Raw genomic sequence first — 18,223 nt, forward strand, 5'->3', positions numbered from 1 at the left:
CTTTATTAAATTGCAAAACGCTTATATTTTTCGTAATCGCTCGTCTTACACTCCACTTCTAGTTTCGTACCTTCGTTTTCATAACTCGTAGATAGAACGTGCGCATGAGTATTGAAATAAGAAACTACCTGTCCTTGATCATACGGAATTAACATTTCACACTTCGTATACTCTTTATAGATGTGTGAGCGAATCATTTCGACAAGCTCTTTTATTCCAACATGTTTCTTCGCCGATAAATAAACACGGTCTTCTTGTACTTTCGGAATTTCAACATCTACCATATCTGATTTGTTATAAGCATAGATTGTTGGAATATTTTCTACTCCAATTTTCTTTAACGTTTCATTTGTAATATCAATTAACTGTTCATAATTTGGATTTGCGTAATCTACAACGTGAATAAGTAGGTCCGCTTCCGCTACTTCTTCTAACGTTGAACGGAATGCTTTCACAAGGTGATGTGGTAATTTACTTACAAATCCAACTGTATCTGTTAATAAGAATGATTTATTATCTGGTAAATCAATATTTCGCACCGATGTTTCTAACGTCGCGAATAACATATCTTTTTCAAATACTTGTTTTTCTTCTGTCCCATTATAAATTTCAAGCATCGCATTCATCGTCGTTGATTTTCCCGCGTTTGTATAACCTACTAATGCTACAACAGGAATTTCATTTTTCTTACGTTGCTTTCGCTGCGTTTGACGCTGCGCAACAAGAGCTTCTAAATCTTTATTTAAAACTGAAATTTGTTCTTCAATTTTACGACGATCCAACTCTAATTTCTTCTCACCGACACCTTTATTTTTCGTACCAACACCGCCGCTCTGTCTTCCTAACGATTCGCGAAGACCGATTAAACGAGGCATCATATACTGAAGGTGGGCCACTTCTACTTGCAGCTGCGCTTCTTTCGTTTTCGCACGTTGCGCAAAAATATCTAAAATTAATATGGTACGGTCAATTACTTTACAATCTAAATCCGCTTCTAAATTTCGAATTTGCGAAGGAGATAATTCGTCATTAAAGATGACCATATTCGCATCTACTTCATTTACATAGGCTGCTACTTCTTCAATCTTTCCTTTTCCAATATAATGAGATGGATTTACACGTTGCAAATTTTGCGTCACTTGTCCAATTACCTCTACATCACAAGCTTCTGCAAGATTCGTTAGCTCTTCCATCGAATATGCAAAATCATCCTCATTACCTAAATTCACTCCAACTAAAACTGCTCTTTGTAATAATTCTTCCATATATTTATTCCTCCATTTCGATTACGTAAAATAAAAAACACAGGTCGCTGCCTGTGTTTTCGTAAACGGATAGGGGTTCACCAAAGAAATAGAAGAAAGTTGTGCTTTCATCCTATCTCATAGTTAAAAAGTCCCAAGATCGTATGCGTATCCACTATAAGTGTTCACCTATACAATCCCATTCTATTTATAAAGGCAAAACAAAAAGAGGGCGTATTCGTCCCTCCCTCTTTTTCACATATAAGCTTAATAAAGGGTTCCTTTAAAATAGGCAGACCAATCCCGTTCACTCTGCACACAGACAGAGCCTTTGAGCGCTATTCAATTATTGGCACAAAGTATTGAGACGTAATCTGATTAAGATCAAAGGAAGCCCCTCCGTTCATTTTAAGTTACATAAAGTGTAGCATAAGTAATTCGCTTTCACAAGATTAAACCACCTATAGAAACAGAAAGAAAATCTTTATATATTTACTTTAATCGTCATTTTTTGCGAGTTCTTCTCACAACAAAAACAATGATTAATAATAGACAAATGGAAATGATAGCAACTTGCCACCAACTGAAACCGCTCACCATCTCCCCTTTTAAATCCACTTTCTTCGTTGGAACAGACTCTTTTGCAATTTGACGTAAAGCCACTTTGTCCGCCCCTGCCTCATCTAATCTCTTCGTTCCACTACAACTATTTGTGTGTAATTGTTTTTCAGATCCTCTTTGAGAAGAATATATTAAGTACTCTCCTCCTTCCACAAAATGAAACACACAATCACCACCATTTGTATATACAATAATTTGCGAAGAATTTGTCCCTTTCCAAATTTTCTTCACTTCAAATAATACTTCAATTCCACCTCCTTCTCTCCTTCCAACCTCAATTACTTTTCCCTCAAACACTACATCATTTTTTTGAAGTGCCTCTTCTGCTGATACGTTAATACAATCACAAGCATAAGATTTCTCTGAAAAAATAATAAGAATAAAGCTACAAATAATGACAAAAGGCAACATGCGTAAAATTGTTTTCAAGGAGCTCAACTCACTTCATTATCAATTTTAGAAACTTCTCGTATATTATTTTTACAACACTCGCTAAATTCCTTCATAGTAAGCTAAGTCGTTCAATACACTAAAAATCTATATTGACATTTTTATAACCTGATATTAGTATCAGGTTATAAAATAAAGTTAGGAGCTGTTCCTATGAATTCTAAATCCCGTATTACTGCAATTGGCACTCATGTTCCAAATCAAATATTATCTAATAATGATTTAGAAAAAATGATCGATACGAATGATGAATGGATTGTACAAAGAACAGGAATGAAGGAAAGAAGAATCGCTAGCGAAGATGAATACTCCTCAAACTTAGCCATTAAAGCAGTTGAAAATTTATGTACAACATATAAGAAAAACTTAGAAGATATCGACTGTATCATTGTCGCTACTACTACTGCTGATTACGTTTTCCCTAGTGTTGCTTGCCAAATACAACAATACTTCAACATACCTCATACAATGGCATTTGATTTAAATGCCACTTGCGCTGGTTTCACATATGGCTTGCACGTCGGTAATAGCTTGATTACTTCTGGATCGCATAAAAAAGTACTTGTCGTAGCGACAGAAACATTATCAAAAGTTACTGATTACACCGATAGAACGACGTGTATTTTATTTGGCGATGGTGCTGGAGCTATTTTATTAGAAAGAGATGAAAACAAACCAAGCTTTATCGCGTATCATATGGGCACAAATGGGCACGGCGGTATTCATCTATATAGAACAAACTTATCTACTACTATGAATGACACTCCACTGCAAACAAATGAAAAAATCGTGCAAAATGGAAGAGAAGTATATAAATGGGCAACACGCACGGTGCCAACAGGGATAAAAGAACTATTACATACCGCAAATATGCAAAAGGATGATATAGACTGGTTCATTCCTCATAGCGCTAACTTACGCATGATTGAATCTATTTGTGAAAAATCTCAAATTCCAATACAAAAAACATTAACGAGCGTGGAATATATGGGGAATACATCTTCTGTCTCTATTCCACTCGCTCTAGATTTAGCTAGAAAAGAAGGAAAATTAAATAATGGAGACACACTTTTACTATACGGGTTCGGTGGTGGTCTTACGCATTTAGGGCTTATTGTGGAATGGGATTTAAGCTAAACATATAAAAAAGAGGTTCTAGTTAGTAACTAGAACCTCTTCTTTAATTTCTTTCTCCTTTTCGAGACCATATCACAACAGGAATAAGCATGAAAGCTAACACTCCTCCAGCTAATGACAATGCCGCATAACTTGAATTCGCTACTACCATTCCTGACATCGCTCCACCAGAAGCTCCAGCTAACGCAATAAACACATCTATTTTCCCTTGTGTTTTTGCACGTGTGGAAGGTATAGTTGCATCAACAATTTGAGCAGTACCACTGATTAAACCGAGGTTCCACCCTAATCCAAGTAAAGACAAAGCAACAATTAATAGTATTAAAGAATCGCTCGGTGCTAGCGCAGCTATGACACCTGCTGCTAGTAAAATTACTCCGCCAGCTATACTCATCGTAGTTCTACCAATTTTATCAATTAATATTCCTGTAACGAGAGATGGAAGGTACATTGCACCAACATGAAAACCAATTACAAGTCCTACAGCACTTAAACCGTGACCGTGGTGCCCCATATGAACTGGCGTCATCGTCATAATTGCAACCATCACGATTTGCGTAAGTATCATTACGATAGCTCCAACCGTAATGCCTCTTTTATTTTCTTTCGCTTCTTCTGTTACTGCTTGCCCTTTATATGTATGCTCTTGTTTATATGTTTCTATCATATTAGCAATAAGTAACGGATCTGGACGTAGCATAACAAAAAGGACAAGGCCCGCCAGTATAAACGCCACTGCTGATAATATGAACGGACCAGCAAGTTCAGGAATTCCAATTGAATGAGCAAACCGTCCCATTACACCTACTAAATTCGGACCTGCGACCGCACCAAAAGTCGTCATTACCATAGTGATACTAATAGCAGTTGCTCTTTGCTTCTTATTCGCTAAATCCGTTCCAGCATAACGCGCTTGTAAATTTGTAGCTGTGCCCGCGCCATATATGAGTAAAGAAACTAGTAAAAGAATAATACTATTTGTTAAAGCTGCCATCACAACTCCAATAGCCCCTAACCCACCTACTATAAAACCTCCTGCAAGCCCTACGCGGCGACCATACTTTTGCGATAACTTCCCAACAAAGAAAGCTGCTACCGCAGATCCCATCGTAAACATAGCTGCCGGTAATCCTGCATATGCATCTGTCCCAAGCATTTGCTGCGCAAGAAGTGCACCTACTGTAATCCCAGCAGCTAAACCTGCTCCGCCAAACATTTGTGAAATGCTTACGATTATTAATGTTCTTTTGTATAATTTTCGTTGTTCTTCTTCTGTATACATTCGATTACTTTTTAAAGCCCCCGCTCTATCTAACAATTCCTCATCCTCCCTTTAAAATTAAATCCTCTTGTTAATGTACTATGTTTAACGTTACATATTCAATGCCATTTTCCATTCTTCTCTTTCATTCTAAAAAACTTTCTAACCAAACTCGACTTCTCTCATGCTATATTAAAAATACTACCATTCACAATAATGTAATCAGAAAATAAAAAACAGGCTGCTATTAGCCCGTTTTCTTTACACTTCCTCTACTACTCTTCCACTTTTCTTTTTACTCAAAACCTTTCTTTCCGAAAATAACAAACTTACTAAAGCACAAATTAAAATAATTGGCACACTCGCTTTATATAAATCTGTAAAACTCATCGCCATCTGATTCTTAGCATAATGGTTTACATCATTCGAAAATGCGAGTACTTCTTTCTTTATACTTTCCTCTTGTTTTTCAACTTCATTTGTCACTTGATTCATAACTTCTTCTCTTTTTATATCTCTATATTCTACTGGAACAGCATTTAACACTTCATCTACTTTTTGGTGAATTAATTCGTCTTTTTTCTCTTTATGTAACCCTACAAATTTTTCATTTTGATGCTTTTCTACATTCGTTTCTATACTTTGATTCTCTATTTTTTCTTTTGTCATTTGTAATATCTCCGCTTGCTGAGTATTACCTACATGAATATTACGTACCTTTTCTTCTGCATAACGATATACATTCTCTTTATTTACAGTTAAGTTGTGAGTTAAGTTAGATACAAATATTGCGACCGCTAAAACAATACCTACTTGCCGCAACATTGATACAACACTTTGAGAAGCAGTTAATAATTCCCCTTCAAACGAAGAAGCACTTAAAACTGTAATTGGACCTACTACTAAACCATACCCAACACCCAATATCATACATGGAATAATAATTTCTATATTTGTTGAATTAACATCAATCATTTGCAACCAATAATAAGATAAGCCCATAACAAGAAAGCCTGATAAAATAATAGTTACTTTTCCGAGTTTTTTAATTAAAGTTGCTGCAGCTGGTGAGACAAAAAATATCATTGCTGAAATAGGTGTCACTAAAAAAGCTGCTTCAATTTCCGTTCGACCTTGTATTTTCGTCAAGAACGTCGGAAGCAATACAGTAACTCCAATTAAAAATACATTACTTAATATAACAACGATAGATGCTCCAACAAACATTCGATCTTGAAATAAATTTAAATTCACCATTGGATTATGAACCTTTCGTTCCACTAGAACAAATAGAATAAGAGAAATAGTGCTAATTGCATAACAAGACAAGGCTATGTTACTTTGCCATCCCCATGTATTTCCTTTTACTAATACGAGAGTAAAAGAAAAAATTGCTAAGCTACTTAATAGTAGTCCTACCCAATCTATTTTTGAGATAATACGTTCTTCATTTTTTATTTGTAACATAATGCAGCATAAAATGATTCCAAGAATACAAATTGGAACATTTACGAAGAACACCCATCTCCAACCGAAATTTTGTGTAATAATTCCACCTATTACTGGACCCATCGCAGCTGATAGCCCCTGTGTTACTCCCAAAATCGCAAGTGCAACATGCCTCTTTGCTAATGGCATAGCTGATACGCCAATTACCATACTAGTTGGAAATAAAATCGCTGCACCTACACTTTGTATAAAGCGAGAAAAGATAAGAAAATCGCCCGTATTAGCAAAAGCACAAAGTACTGATCCACCACCAAAAATTATCAAACCAACAATATACATCTTTGCTTTCCCAAAAATATCAGCTATCCGTCCTAGCGGAATAGCGAGTACAGCTATTGTCATTGTATAAACATTTAATACCCAAGACATCTTTTCTAATGAAGTATTTACACTCGTTTGTATCGCTGGTAAAGCTATATTCATAATTGTTGTATCAATCATACAAAGAAAAATACCTAAGCACATTAAAAAGACAATCTTAATACCCTTTGATTGCTCCATGTTCATCTACCCCTTTATTTATAATGAACGTGTTTTTCATTCTTCCATTTTATCGTGTTCTTTTGCTTCTAGTTGTTCTAGTTTTCTTTTCAATGTCTCTACTTGAGCACTATAAGATGCAATACCTACATCGAGTGAAATTTCCTCGACAAAAGTAATACCGTTTCTCCACTTTTCATATTTCAAACGAAGATCCGTAATATATGCTTCTTTCTTTTCAATTTCATCCTCAATCCATTTTTTAATTGCCTTATCATCAATATAATTACCGAAATACATCCTCATTAAAAAATCTGAACGCAAAACATCTTTCTCTACATCCGTTTGCATGTATTGATAAAACTCTTCACGCCCTGCATCTGTAATAAAGTACATTTTCTTATTCGGTTTCCCTTCTTGCATAACAACTTCTTTTTTTATTTTCCCCTCTTTTTCCAACTGACGTAACGTTGGATAGATCATCCCAAAACTTCCATCAAAGAAATGAGTAAATACATCTTCAAACACAATTTTAATATCATAACCAGACAATTCTTTTCCCATTAATAAGCCTAAAACAACATCTCTTCCTTTCAAAATAAGACCCCCACATAGTATATAATCAATAATCATATTAACAATGTTAATATGATTATTGATTATATACCTTATTCTGTTATTTGTAAAATGTTTCTAAATAAAAAACACCCTGTAATTTTATTGTTCAAAATTACAGGGTATCTCTACTTTATATTTCATATGTAAACCTTGTACTATTTTACAACTACATCTTGATTCGTTTCAAAGTCTTCCGTCTTACCTTCTTTCATTTCATAATAATAAGAAGGCAATTCTATACCATGCTCTACAAAATAATCCTCAATTAACGAAATAATCACTTTCAACGTTTTCAAACGTGCGTATAATTTATCGTTGCTCGCGATTATTTGCCATTTTGCATTAGGCTTATTTGTTTTTTCAAACATGTCTTCCATTGCCTCAACATACTCGTCCCATTTTTCACGGTTACGCCAATCTTCATCTGTAATTTTCCATCTTTTTAAAGGATTGTTCTCTCTATCCTTAAACCTCTTTAACTGTTCATCTTTACTAATATGATAGAAAAACTTCCCGATTATATAATGATCATCTGTTAATAGTTTTTCAAAATCATTAATCTCGTCATACGCTCTCGTCCACTCTTCCTTTGTAGCAAACCCTTCAACACGCTCAACTAACACGCGGCCGTACCACGAGCGATCGAAAATAGTAATTTGCCCGTACTGAGGTAGTTTCCGCCAGAAACGTTGCAAGTAATGGTACCGTTTCTCATGAGGTGCCGGTGCTCCAATTGGATTTACTTGAAACCCACGCGGATCAAGGTGCTCTGTCACTCGTTTAATCGCTCCGCCTTTTCCAGCCGCATCCCAGCCTTCCATAACGAGCATAACTGCAATTTTTTCTTCTTTTACAATTTGCTGCAACGCTAATAAGCGCCTTTGATATTTTTCAAGTTTCTTATTGTACTTAGATTTCGATTCAATTCTTTTCGTTACATCTACTTTAGCAAGAACTCCATTTTCCATAAAACAAATCCCCCTTGTTGTATGACAATGTTATTTTAACATATTATTGGAAATTTTTTCACATTAGAAAAAACTGTGTAGAAAAATCTCTACACAGCTTCCTTCTCTAATTGTACATCTACTTCAATATTCTCATTTTTATTTTTCACAGCTTTCATAAAGAATATAGCAGTTAATATAACGGTAATAACTGCACCTATAATATAAGATGTGTTTAACGGGATATTAAAACCAATTTTCGCATTTAAAATATAAATAACAGTCATAAGCGTCATAAATATCGCTGGAATTAAGGAAACAACATACGGCTTTCCTTTTATGAATAAATACATCGTTCCAATCCATAACGCAATTGCTGCAGTCGATTGATTAGCCCAAGAGAAATATCTCCATAATAGTGTGAAATCAATTTTCGTTAAACCATATGCAATTACAAACAACGGAATTGCAATAATTAAGCGGTTTTTCAATTTCGTTTGCTCAAAGTTAAAATAGTCCGCAATGATAGAACGTGCCGCACGGAATGCGGTATCACCAGATGTAATTGGTAATACAATTACTCCGATAACAGCGATCGTTCCGCCGACAGCACCTAACATTGTCTTCGAGATTTCGCTTACAACCGCAGCTGGTGTACCTGATTTAATTAACTCATTTAATTCACCGTATGAGAAAATACTCATCGCGGCCGCTGCCCAGATCATCGCAATAATCGCTTCCGCAATCATCATGCCAAAAAATACATATCTGCCGTGCTTTTCAGTTTGAAGTGTCCGTGAAATAATTGGTGATTGTGTTGCATGAAATCCTGATAAAGCACCACATGTAATTGTCAGCATTAATAATGGAAAAATCGGAGCATTATCTGGATGCATATTTTCAAACGTTAATTCTGGGATAGGAGAACCTTTTATTATCATCATTCCCCCTATGCCAATAGCACTTATTAGCAATAATGCACCTAATACCGGATAAATCTTTCCAATAATTTTATCAATCGGCAAGATTGTAGATAAAATGTAATATATGAAAATAACGGATAAAATAATAGTTATTGACACTTTCCCTTGCAATACAATATCAAGTAATGATGCTGGTGTTGTAATAAACACAGTTCCTACTAATACTAAAAGTAACAGTGAAAAAACATTTACAATGTGTCTCATTGCATTTCCTAAAAACTTCCCTGCTAATTCAGGAATATGCGCCCCTTTATTTCGAATAGAAATCATCCCTGTAAGATAATCATGAACAGCGCCTGCAAAAATAGCCCCTATTACGATCCAAACAAAGGCAACTGGTCCATATAAAGCACCTAATATTGGCCCAAATATAGGCCCAGTACCTGCAATATTTAATAATTGAATCATAGAATTCTTTCGCCTATCCATAGGTACATAATCTATGCCATCTTGGTTCACATAGGCCGGTGTCTTTCTTTTGTAATTGACTCCAAATATTTTTTCAATAAACTTTCCGTATGTAAAATAACCAATTATCAATACGACGATTGATACTAAAAATGTAATCATTACTATCCCCTCCCCTTTACAGAAAATGCTTTCCTATTTCCATATAAGAAAACGCTTTCAATTTATTCTAGCATATTTAACCAAATTAAATAAATGTTTTATATAGAATTTTTAGTATATTCTTTTTATATTAAAAACATTCCCCTCATAACAGTAAGAGTAACTTAATTATCCGTAACTAAATCCATTCCAACGATAAGGCTTAGTACCTCAATACTTATATACACAATTACTGCATTACATGGATTCAAATCTAATAACATTCCTGAAATAAATATATACAAAAATAATAATTGTAGAAAAATACTGCTTCCCATACTTACGAGTTCTTTCAATATATCCTCCCCCCTAAATAACATGGTATATTATCTCAAAAAGAGAAGAAAATAACAAACAAATTCATTAAAGAATGGGAGCTCTCAAAAAATGAAACGAAAAATATTAACTCTCTTTACGCTTATATGCTTAGCACTACCAATACAAGCTAGTGCATACACATTTCAATCACTACCAATTGCATCAAAGTCTAAACAATGGTATATCGAAATTGATAAATCTCATAACGTAAACAAGCAAGCAATCCAGCCAAAACAAGGTGTATTTGATACATATAGTTTACTCGTAAAAAACATCGGTCATGATGTATCAAACGTATCCGTGGAAATACTTGATAACAATCCTACTTCTAAAGCTACCTTTAAACCTACTACACCTAATGAAAATATTTCTAAAAGTCATACAAGCTTTGACTACATGGTATTCCCATTAGACTTTAATAGCCATAATTTTAAAGTTGTGATTACTTGGGAAGAAAAGAACTTTTCTTACAACGGCCATCCAGTAAATGAAAGTAAAAAAATGAAACAAACATTTGTATTTAATGAAGAGTAAGCCCTAATTAAATTAGGGCTTACTCTTCATTTACAAAACCAGTTTGAATGGCTTCTGTCACTTCTTTTGTGATGTCCAGTTTTGTTGCATCGGTGCTAATTTTCTTATGCCAAATATGCACGGAAGGCTTTTCGTTACAAAAATGTTTTATTAATACTAGTTGGTTATATGCTAGCTTATTTTCTCTATGGGTAGCGATATAGACTGTGAAATTTTTTGCTTCAAAGACCTTTTCCTGCAAAGTATATTGGTTGTCCAAGTCCTTTGCGACTATATCTTTCAAATCTTCTATAAGCATATAAATCGTTCCCCCTCCCCTTATATCATCAATCAAATCTTCGAATACTCGGCACACATAATGCTACTCCAATTGTTACAAGTACTAAAATAGCTAATGTTATAATCGTTATCTCGCCACCTATGACAGTAGCTAACCATCCTACAACTACATAACCTAGTGGCAATAAAGCAAATGAACCTAACATATCAAGGCTTGCCACTCTTCCAAATGCTTCTTCTGGCACGAGCTCTTGTAAACTCGTTTCCCAAATGAGTCCAAATATCATCATACCGAACCCTTCAATTGCCATTAATACAATTAAAACAGGTGCCCAAGTAATGAACGGCATTATTAAAAGCGCACAGCCACTTATTAAAACACCACCATAGGCAAGTAATCCCCGCTTATGCCACCGTTCTCTCCCGCCAAATATTAGCGCGGCAATTACAGCTCCAACACCAGAGGATGCCATTCCTAATCCATACACGTATGCTTCAAAATGATGATGAACATTAAATAACCATGGAATTAATACGACGATAATTCCTGCATAACAAATATTGATGAAAGAAAAGACTAAAATTGTAATCCATAGCCACGGATGACTTTTTAAAACGAAAACACCTTCCATAAACTCTTGTTTATAATCGACTTTTTTCTTTTCAATAGGTTTTACTTTTTTAAACTTTATTTCTCTTAAAAATAATAAACAAAAAAATGATAACAAATATGTTACTGCATCTAGTCCAAACCCTATTCCGGCAGATGCAACTGAAACGATCAATCCTCCAAGAGCCGGTCCAATTAGTCGTATACCTTGATTGCTCATTTGCGTTAATGCATTAGCTGCATTTCGAATGTCCGGTACAAATACTTTCGCTCTTACAGCCGCATACGCTGGTTGAAATATCCCTTCCATAAGTCCATATAATGCTATGAGGACATATAGAAGCGGAATTGTTAAAACATCCATAAATATAAGTGTTGCAAGTAATAGCATTAATACGCAGCGAATGATATCTGTAAATAACATTACTTTCACCCGATCCATTCGATCTACGACTAATCCAGCAAACGGTAACGCAAGAATATTAGGAAGCATGTACATTGCCATAGTCATTCCCATTACAACTGTTGAACCAGTTAATGAATACACAATGACTGGCAAAATAACCATCGTTATCGAACTACCTAAAGTCGAAAGCAATTGCCCGATCCATAAAAATTTAAAATGTGGTGACGCTTTAACCGGCAATAACAATTTACCGATATAACTTAAATTTTTCTCCGTTTCTATTTCTCCTTGCATACCTCTCTCCTCTTTTCGAAAGATTAAATCATCCCGATGAAATATTTTATTTTTAATAATATTCAATCTAATTATATATGAAATTATCAAATTTATGGTAATATTATCAAAAACATAAAGGGGATAATATATGAAAACAATTGAGACAGAAAGACTCATACTACGCTCATTACAATTATATGACGCTCTAGTAATCGAAAAATTAGCTGGCGATTATGATGTTGCTAAAACAACCCTATCTATTCCACACCCATATCCAAAAGGCTCTGCAAAAGATTTCATTACACATATGCTACAAGCAGAGATCGATAAAAAAGTTGTGATTTTTTCTATAATAGATAAGAATAATAAAGAATTTATAGGTGTAATTAATTTAAATTTAAATCATATACATAAACGTGGGGAACTGGCCTATTGGGTTGGAAAACCTTATTGGGGCAATGGATTTGGTACCGAAGCAGCGAAAGCACTACTACACTATGGATTCAATGAGCTACATTTAAATAAAATATTCGCTACAGCTTTTACAAATAATCCTGGTTCATGGCGAATTATGGAGAAAATCGGAATGAAACATGAAGGGACGTTTAAACAGCATGTTGTAAAATCTGGTGAACCTATGGATATTACATACTATGGAATATTACTTGATGAATATAAATAAAAAGGTGTTTTCATAAATGAAAACACCTTTTTATTTATAATTTTAAGTTCTTCTTCAATGTCCAATATTTTTCTTGCGCATTTTCAAATGAGAATTCTACCCAGCCATTTGGATCTTCACGATATACATTTACTTTCTTGCCACTTTCTAATTTTCCAACTTCATTTTGCGTAATATTTGGTACGCTCTTAATTGTATAGCCAAATGGATATGGTACTTGATAGTAAGAGCCTACTAATTGAACAGTAGCTGTTGCATCTTTTGCATAATCTTTATATGGAATCGCTTCGCCTAATGCATTTACATTTAATGTATTAGGGTTTTTTGGTAATCGTTTTACATTTTCATAGTCTTTCTTGTTAAACGGTTTAATACGTTCCATAATATTAGCGATTTTGCCAGCCCATCCTTTATCTGTTGCATACTTTTCATTCATAGCAGGTAATGTGTAGCCATGGAAATGATCAGCACCTTCTTCTAAATAATTCTTTCGTACATAATCAGCATTGTATGAAATACTTTGCGCGTAAGATGGTAAGTATTTCGCATTGGCAAATGGCTCCCAATCAAATGCCTTTAAGCCAAATAAATTATGTTTACGATATGCAATTTCTGATTTACCGTAACCAGATTCTAAGATTGCATGTGCAGCTAAGTATAATGCGCTCACTCCATACTCATTTTGTGCTTGAATAAAATCTTTACCCGTCCCAATAAGCGGACTGTCAGGGTGCCATTCTTTGATAAAATTATCAATCTCTTGCGCTGTTACGTTAGATGGTAATGTCACATCTAGATTAATATATGATGGTTGTTCAACAGGAACACCCTTTTTTATTTGCATCGCTTTATATAAAAGTTGTGCATAGCCTTCACGCGTTAATACACCTGATGGATCAAATCCTCCAAGTCCATTCCCTGCCGCTACACCATTAGATTGCAATGCACTAATTGCTTCCTTTGCCCACCAATATGTTGCATCTATATCATCAAATGTATGTGGTGCTTTTACTTCTAATTTAAATGCTTTTTGCAAAATAACAGACATCTCCGCACGTGTTAATGATTCTTTCGGTCTAAACGTTCCTTTATCATCACCTACGAAAATCCCCATATCTGTTAATGCTAAAATTTCCTTTGGGAACATTGTCGTTCCTGCACTAATATCAGAGTATGGATTTTTATAATCACTTTTTGCTTCTGGTTTTAATGCGCGATACATTAATGCTGCTACTTGCTCACGAGTTACAACATCCCCGAAGCCGAATTTACCATTATCGTAACCTGCAATAATCCCTTTTGACGTTAAATCATTAATTGCTTCAAGTGCCCAATGATTTTTTGGAACATCTGGAAATTCTTTTGTAGATGCAAACGAAGTTGCTGGAGCCATCACTACTTGAAGCGCGACTGTCACTGCTAACACATTAGAAATAACTTTTTTCATAAATTTTTTAACACGTTTTTTATATGCTTGTCCCGTGTTAACTTGCCTCCCTTTATCGTATAATTTTCCCTATTAAACTAACACACTCTTAAATAGTCAACAGTAAAAGTATACGTGATAAAAATCAACTAATCTACCATTATTTTATTTATAATCAACATAATACGATATATCTTTTTATTTCGATACAAAATTACATAAAATCACATAAAAAGCCCATCTCTATGTAGACGATGGACTTAGCAATCAATATTGTTATTTAGCTAAACGATATTTTTCAACATCGAAACCTTTCCACTCATAATAATCTAAAATCCCAGCATAAACTGCCTCAGCAGCAATTTGTCTTCCTGATTCAGTAGCTAATTTACCATTATCTATATCATTATCAATAAAGGCAAGCTCTGTTAAAACTGCTGGTACTGTATTATTATTTACTACATAAAGTGAGTGATTGTCTTTTATATTTCTATCTCTTGTATGTAGTGCTTCTACTACTCTATTTTGAATTTTCTTTGCTAACACTTCACTATCCTTTTCAATCTGTGTCTCTTCTCCACGCTTGGATTTTTTATAATAATACGTTTCCGTTCCATGACCATCATGATTTTCAGAAGAATTTGCATGAATGCTTACAAATATATCTGCATTGTTCTCTTGACCAAATTTCACTCGATTCGCAAGAGATTCATTTTTGTTACTTCCTGGATTTCCGTTCTCTTCACGTGTTAATAAAGCTTTTAAAGGTGTATTTTTTTCTAACAACTTCTGTAATCTTAAAGATGTATCAAATACGATTTTACTTTCCTCTACACCTTGCCCTGGATTCCCTGGATCAAATCCTCCATGACCAGGATCAATAATAACTACCTTTTCTACTAAAGGGTTACCTATTTTAAGAGAATCTGCCTTTTTTATAAATTGAGCTGCCTCTGCTTTAGTTAGAATTTTTTCGGGCTCCCATTTGTCACCAGTTCCAATAGAAATCCCTAATTCAACTAGAATGTTAGCTTTTGCTTTACCCCAACTTTTTTCTAGATCACTAAATTTAGTTGCTGGAGTACCATTTACTTTAGAATCTAATTTGTAAGCTTCTACAATAAGAGAGGCCATTGAAACTCGGTCAATTTTCCCAGTTGGATCGAATACGCCCGCTCCTTTCCCTTTTACAACGCCAGCTTTTTCTACAGCTGCGATGAATGGGGTATACCATTGGTTTTGAGAATCACCGAAAGATGGTTTAGCATTTTTATCGATTGGTAAGTTTAAGATTTGAGCCATCATTGTAGCTGCTTCTGCACGAGTGATTTCTTTTCCTGGCTCAAACATTCCTTTTTCGTTACCTGTAACTGCACCTTTCTCTACTAAATAGTAAATAGAGTCTTCTGCCCAATGTTTAGCTGGGACATCTGGAAATTTTTTCGTTTGCGCGAAACTACTAGATGAATAAGATAATATACTAGCTGCAATTACTCCTGCTGCGATTATTCTATTTTTCATAGAATATATTCCCCTCTCAAGTACGATATATTGATGTAACAGACTAATTATAGTTCTGAAAATTAGTAATAGTCAATTGAAAATTGTATAATTTTGTATTATTATTGTATTTTTTGTCATACATAACTATAGTTAAAAACTATAAGATTTTATTAAGAGGGGAGATTCATATGAGCAACAATTGGAAAGATATAGAGCACCGTATGTATACAATGTGTATGATTCAGCGGAATAACAAAGTATTGTTAATACAGCGCCCCAATCACCTTGGCTTCCCTGGTTACATCGCTCCCGGCGGAAAAGTAGATTTTCCAGAAAGTATCGTTCAAGCTACTAAACGGGAAGTAAAAGAAGAAACTGGATTACTTGTTTCAACTTTAACCTTTAAGGGATTAGATGAATACGTAAATCCGAAAGAAAATGTTCGATATATGGTATTTAACTATTGGACAGATTCATTTGAAGGTGAGCTTCTTGTGGACCCTCCTGAAGGTAAATTATTATGGGTACCAATCGCTACAGCATTAAATCTTCCTATGCAAGATTGGTTTAAAGAAAGATTTCCATTATTCTTTGAAAAAGGTACGTTTGAAATTCAACGTGTTTGGGACAAAGACTTAGATAAACAAGTTGCTATGACAATTACCCATACGTAAAAAAAGCTTGGAATCTCTCCAAGCTTTTTTTACTTCTCCTCTATTTTCTTAATCTCATAATCAATTTCTAAAAACTTAACTCCAAATATCCACATTTTATGGTTAGCTTCTAACATTTGATTGGTGCCTTCTTTAATAATAAACGTCTCAGCTAACGGTAAACGGATTGTAAAGAAACGAGTATGTATATAGATCCCCTCATCTCCCTTACCATTTCTTCTCAGCTTACTAGTAATAATTAAATTATTATTATCATTACGTAATTTTAAAACCCCCGTCATATTCGAATATGGTAGAGGCAATGCGATATTCATATATGTCTCATTCTTATACGTATGTTTTGAGTAAAGAGCTACAAAAATAGATGCTCCTGCTTCATTTTTCCTTAACCAAGCTCTTACATTCTCCCTTCCATCCTTCTCATCCATTATCCCTATGATAGAGCCGTGCATCGTTTCCCACTTACCGCCCATTCCTAAATGTATTTGTCCTACACGCTTACTCATTTTCTCATAGCAAAATGCAAACGGGCGGAACCAGCGAGTCCATTTAATATGCGATTGTAATTCATACTCTGTTGTATTTTCATAAAAACGAATAATACTTACAGGAATCTTGGCCCTATCAAATATCCCACTATGGAAATCATTCATTTTATCAACTAAACCGTTGTATTCCTTGCTATCTATTACATTTCTGTTATGCAAAAATGCTTCCCCAACTGTCGCCTTTCCTCTTAATCTGCTCATTGGTTTCCCGTAATATTTATAGTTCGGAACACTCTTTTCAATCATCCAGCCGACAAATGCCGGCAACGCTACTCCAATTCCATTAACAACGCCGTGAATCCAAACCATTTGGGCAATTGTAATCGTCATTACATGTTTCAAATTCCCATACGAATATATAAGTGAAAACATAATTGTTACCATGAGCGTACTAGACGATATGATTAGGAGGATTTTTGCACTGATAGCATTACATTTCGCCAGCCAAACATAAATTCCATACCCATAAATCGCACATAAATATAGGAACACTGCAAAAAATTCAAATACCCTTGAGTACGTAATTCCAATCGCAACTGTCATCGGTGAAATGACTATAATAAACATAATTACATCATATACTTTACTGCTCTTTTCTCTCTTCCGCCCTATTAAACCAGCTGATAATGGCAATAGAAATGCAGAGTAATGAAAATGTGCAGCGGTAAGCAAAATGATGTCAGAACTAAAGTGCATAATGGAGAGTTTTGCTACAGAAGCAAAAAACCAAAAACCACCTAAAAACAAATAAATAAACGCACTATCGATAGCTGTCTCTTCTAACGGTGTCCATCCTCTTTCTAGTAATCTATTTATACCAAATAACGCAACGATCCCCGTATATACAAACCAAATTATCGCAAAGATATATTGATTTGTTACGAAAGCTAACATTGCACAAATCGCTGCTATCGGATATAAAAACGATACGGATTTATAAAATAATACATACGATCCATTTCGTGCTCTTTTATCAATAATACAAAAAGACATCGGTATACATAACAAAATAGATAATAAAATAATTGCTTCAACTGGGTTTACATTTGACCACTCACATATTAGAAAAATAATATAACAAGCAAGCCCAACTATTATATTTTTCATA

General features: G+C 34.6%; 17 protein-coding genes. 4 read left to right on the forward strand and 13 right to left on the reverse strand.

Going from position 1 to position 18,223, the window contains the following annotated elements; translation table 11 throughout:
* Nucleotides 1–5 precede the first annotated feature (5 nt).
* Nucleotides 6–1,265, reverse strand: coding sequence for a GTPase HflX (hflX, locus tag ACTFNE_RS14125; protein WP_000391879.1), 1,260 nt, complete (start codon nt 1,263–1,265; stop codon nt 6–8).
* 483 nt (nt 1,266–1,748) lie between these two features.
* Entirely contained in the window at nt 1,749–2,294 is a 546-nt protein-coding gene (locus ACTFNE_RS14130) for a cobalamin biosynthesis protein CbiN (protein ID WP_270704775.1), read from the reverse strand.
* A gap of 174 nt (nt 2,295–2,468) precedes the next feature.
* Between ACTFNE_RS14130 and ACTFNE_RS14135 the strand changes: the two genes are divergently transcribed.
* Entirely contained in the window at nt 2,469–3,452 is a 984-nt protein-coding gene (locus ACTFNE_RS14135; protein ID WP_270704776.1) for a ketoacyl-ACP synthase III, read from the forward strand.
* Nucleotides 3,453–3,495: 43 nt separating this feature from the next.
* On the opposite strand, the gene ACTFNE_RS14140 is transcribed toward ACTFNE_RS14135, so the two are convergent.
* The 6 genes from ACTFNE_RS14140 to ACTFNE_RS14165 all read right to left on the reverse strand — a co-directional run bounded on the left by ACTFNE_RS14140 (nt 3,496) and on the right by ACTFNE_RS14165 (nt 10,155).
* Nucleotides 3,496–4,770, reverse strand: coding sequence for an MFS transporter (locus tag ACTFNE_RS14140; protein WP_270704778.1), 1,275 nt, complete (start codon nt 4,768–4,770; stop codon nt 3,496–3,498).
* A gap of 204 nt (nt 4,771–4,974) precedes the next feature.
* Nucleotides 4,975–6,723, reverse strand: coding sequence for an MFS transporter (locus ACTFNE_RS14145; RefSeq protein WP_270704779.1), 1,749 nt, complete (start codon nt 6,721–6,723; stop codon nt 4,975–4,977).
* Between the two features lie 36 nt (nt 6,724–6,759).
* Nucleotides 6,760–7,299 (reverse strand): PadR family transcriptional regulator, encoded by a 540-nt coding sequence (locus ACTFNE_RS14150; protein WP_270704780.1) that lies wholly within the window; start codon nt 7,297–7,299, stop codon nt 6,760–6,762.
* Nucleotides 7,300–7,475: 176 nt separating this feature from the next.
* Nucleotides 7,476–8,288 (reverse strand): polyphosphate kinase 2 family protein, encoded by an 813-nt coding sequence (locus ACTFNE_RS14155; RefSeq protein ID WP_049114130.1) that lies wholly within the window; start codon nt 8,286–8,288, stop codon nt 7,476–7,478.
* 89 nt (nt 8,289–8,377) lie between these two features.
* Nucleotides 8,378–9,820 (reverse strand): carbon starvation CstA family protein, encoded by a 1,443-nt coding sequence (locus ACTFNE_RS14160; RefSeq protein ID WP_046197725.1) that lies wholly within the window; start codon nt 9,818–9,820, stop codon nt 8,378–8,380.
* A gap of 164 nt (nt 9,821–9,984) precedes the next feature.
* Nucleotides 9,985–10,155: a hypothetical protein gene (locus ACTFNE_RS14165; RefSeq protein ID WP_175543852.1), complete on the reverse strand. Its 171-nt coding sequence runs from the start codon at nt 10,153–10,155 to the stop codon at nt 9,985–9,987.
* 91 nt (nt 10,156–10,246) lie between these two features.
* Here ACTFNE_RS14165 and ACTFNE_RS14170 point away from each other — a divergent pair, with 91 nt between their 5' ends.
* Nucleotides 10,247–10,711 (forward strand): hypothetical protein, encoded by a 465-nt coding sequence (locus ACTFNE_RS14170; protein WP_000823326.1) that lies wholly within the window; start codon nt 10,247–10,249, stop codon nt 10,709–10,711.
* Between the two features lie 19 nt (nt 10,712–10,730).
* Here ACTFNE_RS14170 and ACTFNE_RS14175 read toward each other — a convergent pair whose 3' ends face one another.
* Both ACTFNE_RS14175 and ACTFNE_RS14180 read right to left on the reverse strand, forming a co-directional pair.
* Nucleotides 10,731–11,009 (reverse strand): hypothetical protein, encoded by a 279-nt coding sequence (locus ACTFNE_RS14175; RefSeq protein WP_046197726.1) that lies wholly within the window; start codon nt 11,007–11,009, stop codon nt 10,731–10,733.
* A gap of 28 nt (nt 11,010–11,037) precedes the next feature.
* Nucleotides 11,038–12,300 carry an MFS transporter gene (locus tag ACTFNE_RS14180; RefSeq protein ID WP_046197727.1) on the reverse strand — a complete coding sequence of 421 codons (1,263 nt, stop codon included), beginning with the start codon at nt 12,298–12,300 and terminating at the stop codon, nt 11,038–11,040.
* 130 nt (nt 12,301–12,430) lie between these two features.
* Here ACTFNE_RS14180 and ACTFNE_RS14185 point away from each other — a divergent pair, with 130 nt between their 5' ends.
* Nucleotides 12,431–12,964, forward strand: a complete 534-nt coding sequence (locus ACTFNE_RS14185; RefSeq protein ID WP_046197728.1) for a GNAT family N-acetyltransferase — start codon at nt 12,431–12,433, stop codon at nt 12,962–12,964.
* Nucleotides 12,965–12,998: 34 nt separating this feature from the next.
* Here the strand turns inward: ACTFNE_RS14185 and ACTFNE_RS14190 are convergent, their stop codons facing one another.
* Nucleotides 12,999–14,411 carry an S-layer homology domain-containing protein gene (locus ACTFNE_RS14190; protein WP_270704783.1) on the reverse strand — a complete coding sequence of 471 codons (1,413 nt, stop codon included), beginning with the start codon at nt 14,409–14,411 and terminating at the stop codon, nt 12,999–13,001.
* A gap of 255 nt (nt 14,412–14,666) precedes the next feature.
* Entirely contained in the window at nt 14,667–15,911 is a 1,245-nt protein-coding gene (locus ACTFNE_RS14195; protein ID WP_000797228.1) for an N-acetylmuramoyl-L-alanine amidase, read from the reverse strand.
* A gap of 170 nt (nt 15,912–16,081) precedes the next feature.
* Between ACTFNE_RS14195 and ACTFNE_RS14200 the strand changes: the two genes are divergently transcribed.
* A complete protein-coding gene (locus ACTFNE_RS14200) occupies nt 16,082–16,567 on the forward strand; it encodes an 8-oxo-dGTP diphosphatase (protein WP_000070008.1) in 486 nt (161 codons plus the stop codon).
* Between the two features lie 29 nt (nt 16,568–16,596).
* Here the strand turns inward: ACTFNE_RS14200 and ACTFNE_RS14205 are convergent, their stop codons facing one another.
* Entirely contained in the window at nt 16,597–18,222 is a 1,626-nt protein-coding gene (locus tag ACTFNE_RS14205) for a YndJ family protein (protein ID WP_046197730.1), read from the reverse strand.
* Between the last annotated feature and the right edge of the window lies 1 nt (nt 18,223).

Source organism: Bacillus cereus group sp. MYBKT111-2, assembly GCF_051915205.1.
GTDB classification, from domain to species: Bacteria; Bacillota; Bacilli; order Bacillales; family Bacillaceae_G; genus Bacillus_A; species Bacillus_A paranthracis.

Coding starts and splice junctions, on each gene's coding strand:
- ACTFNE_RS14135 (WP_270704776.1), top strand. CDS start 2,469: ATGAATTCTAAATCCCGTATTACTGCAATTGGCACTCATGTTCCAAAT.
- ACTFNE_RS14195 (WP_000797228.1), bottom strand. CDS start 15,911: ATGAAAAATAGAATAATCGCAGCAGGAGTAATTGCAGCTAGTATATTA.
- ACTFNE_RS14145 (WP_270704779.1), bottom strand. CDS start 6,723: ATGGAGCAATCAAAGGGTATTAAGATTGTCTTTTTAATGTGCTTAGGT.
- ACTFNE_RS14170 (WP_000823326.1), top strand. CDS start 10,247: ATGAAACGAAAAATATTAACTCTCTTTACGCTTATATGCTTAGCACTA.
- ACTFNE_RS14175 (WP_046197726.1), bottom strand. CDS start 11,009: ATGCTTATAGAAGATTTGAAAGATATAGTCGCAAAGGACTTGGACAAC.
- ACTFNE_RS14160 (WP_046197725.1), bottom strand. CDS start 9,820: ATGATTACATTTTTAGTATCAATCGTCGTATTGATAATTGGTTATTTT.
- ACTFNE_RS14190 (WP_270704783.1), bottom strand. CDS start 14,411: ATGAAAAAAGTTATTTCTAATGTGTTAGCAGTGACAGTCGCGCTTCAA.
- ACTFNE_RS14200 (WP_000070008.1), top strand. CDS start 16,082: ATGAGCAACAATTGGAAAGATATAGAGCACCGTATGTATACAATGTGT.
- ACTFNE_RS14205 (WP_046197730.1), bottom strand. CDS start 18,222: ATGAAAAATATAATAGTTGGGCTTGCTTGTTATATTATTTTTCTAATA.
- ACTFNE_RS14155 (WP_049114130.1), bottom strand. CDS start 8,288: ATGGAAAATGGAGTTCTTGCTAAAGTAGATGTAACGAAAAGAATTGAA.
- hflX (WP_000391879.1), bottom strand. CDS start 1,265: ATGGAAGAATTATTACAAAGAGCAGTTTTAGTTGGAGTGAATTTAGGT.
- ACTFNE_RS14180 (WP_046197727.1), bottom strand. CDS start 12,300: ATGCAAGGAGAAATAGAAACGGAGAAAAATTTAAGTTATATCGGTAAA.
- ACTFNE_RS14185 (WP_046197728.1), top strand. CDS start 12,431: ATGAAAACAATTGAGACAGAAAGACTCATACTACGCTCATTACAATTA.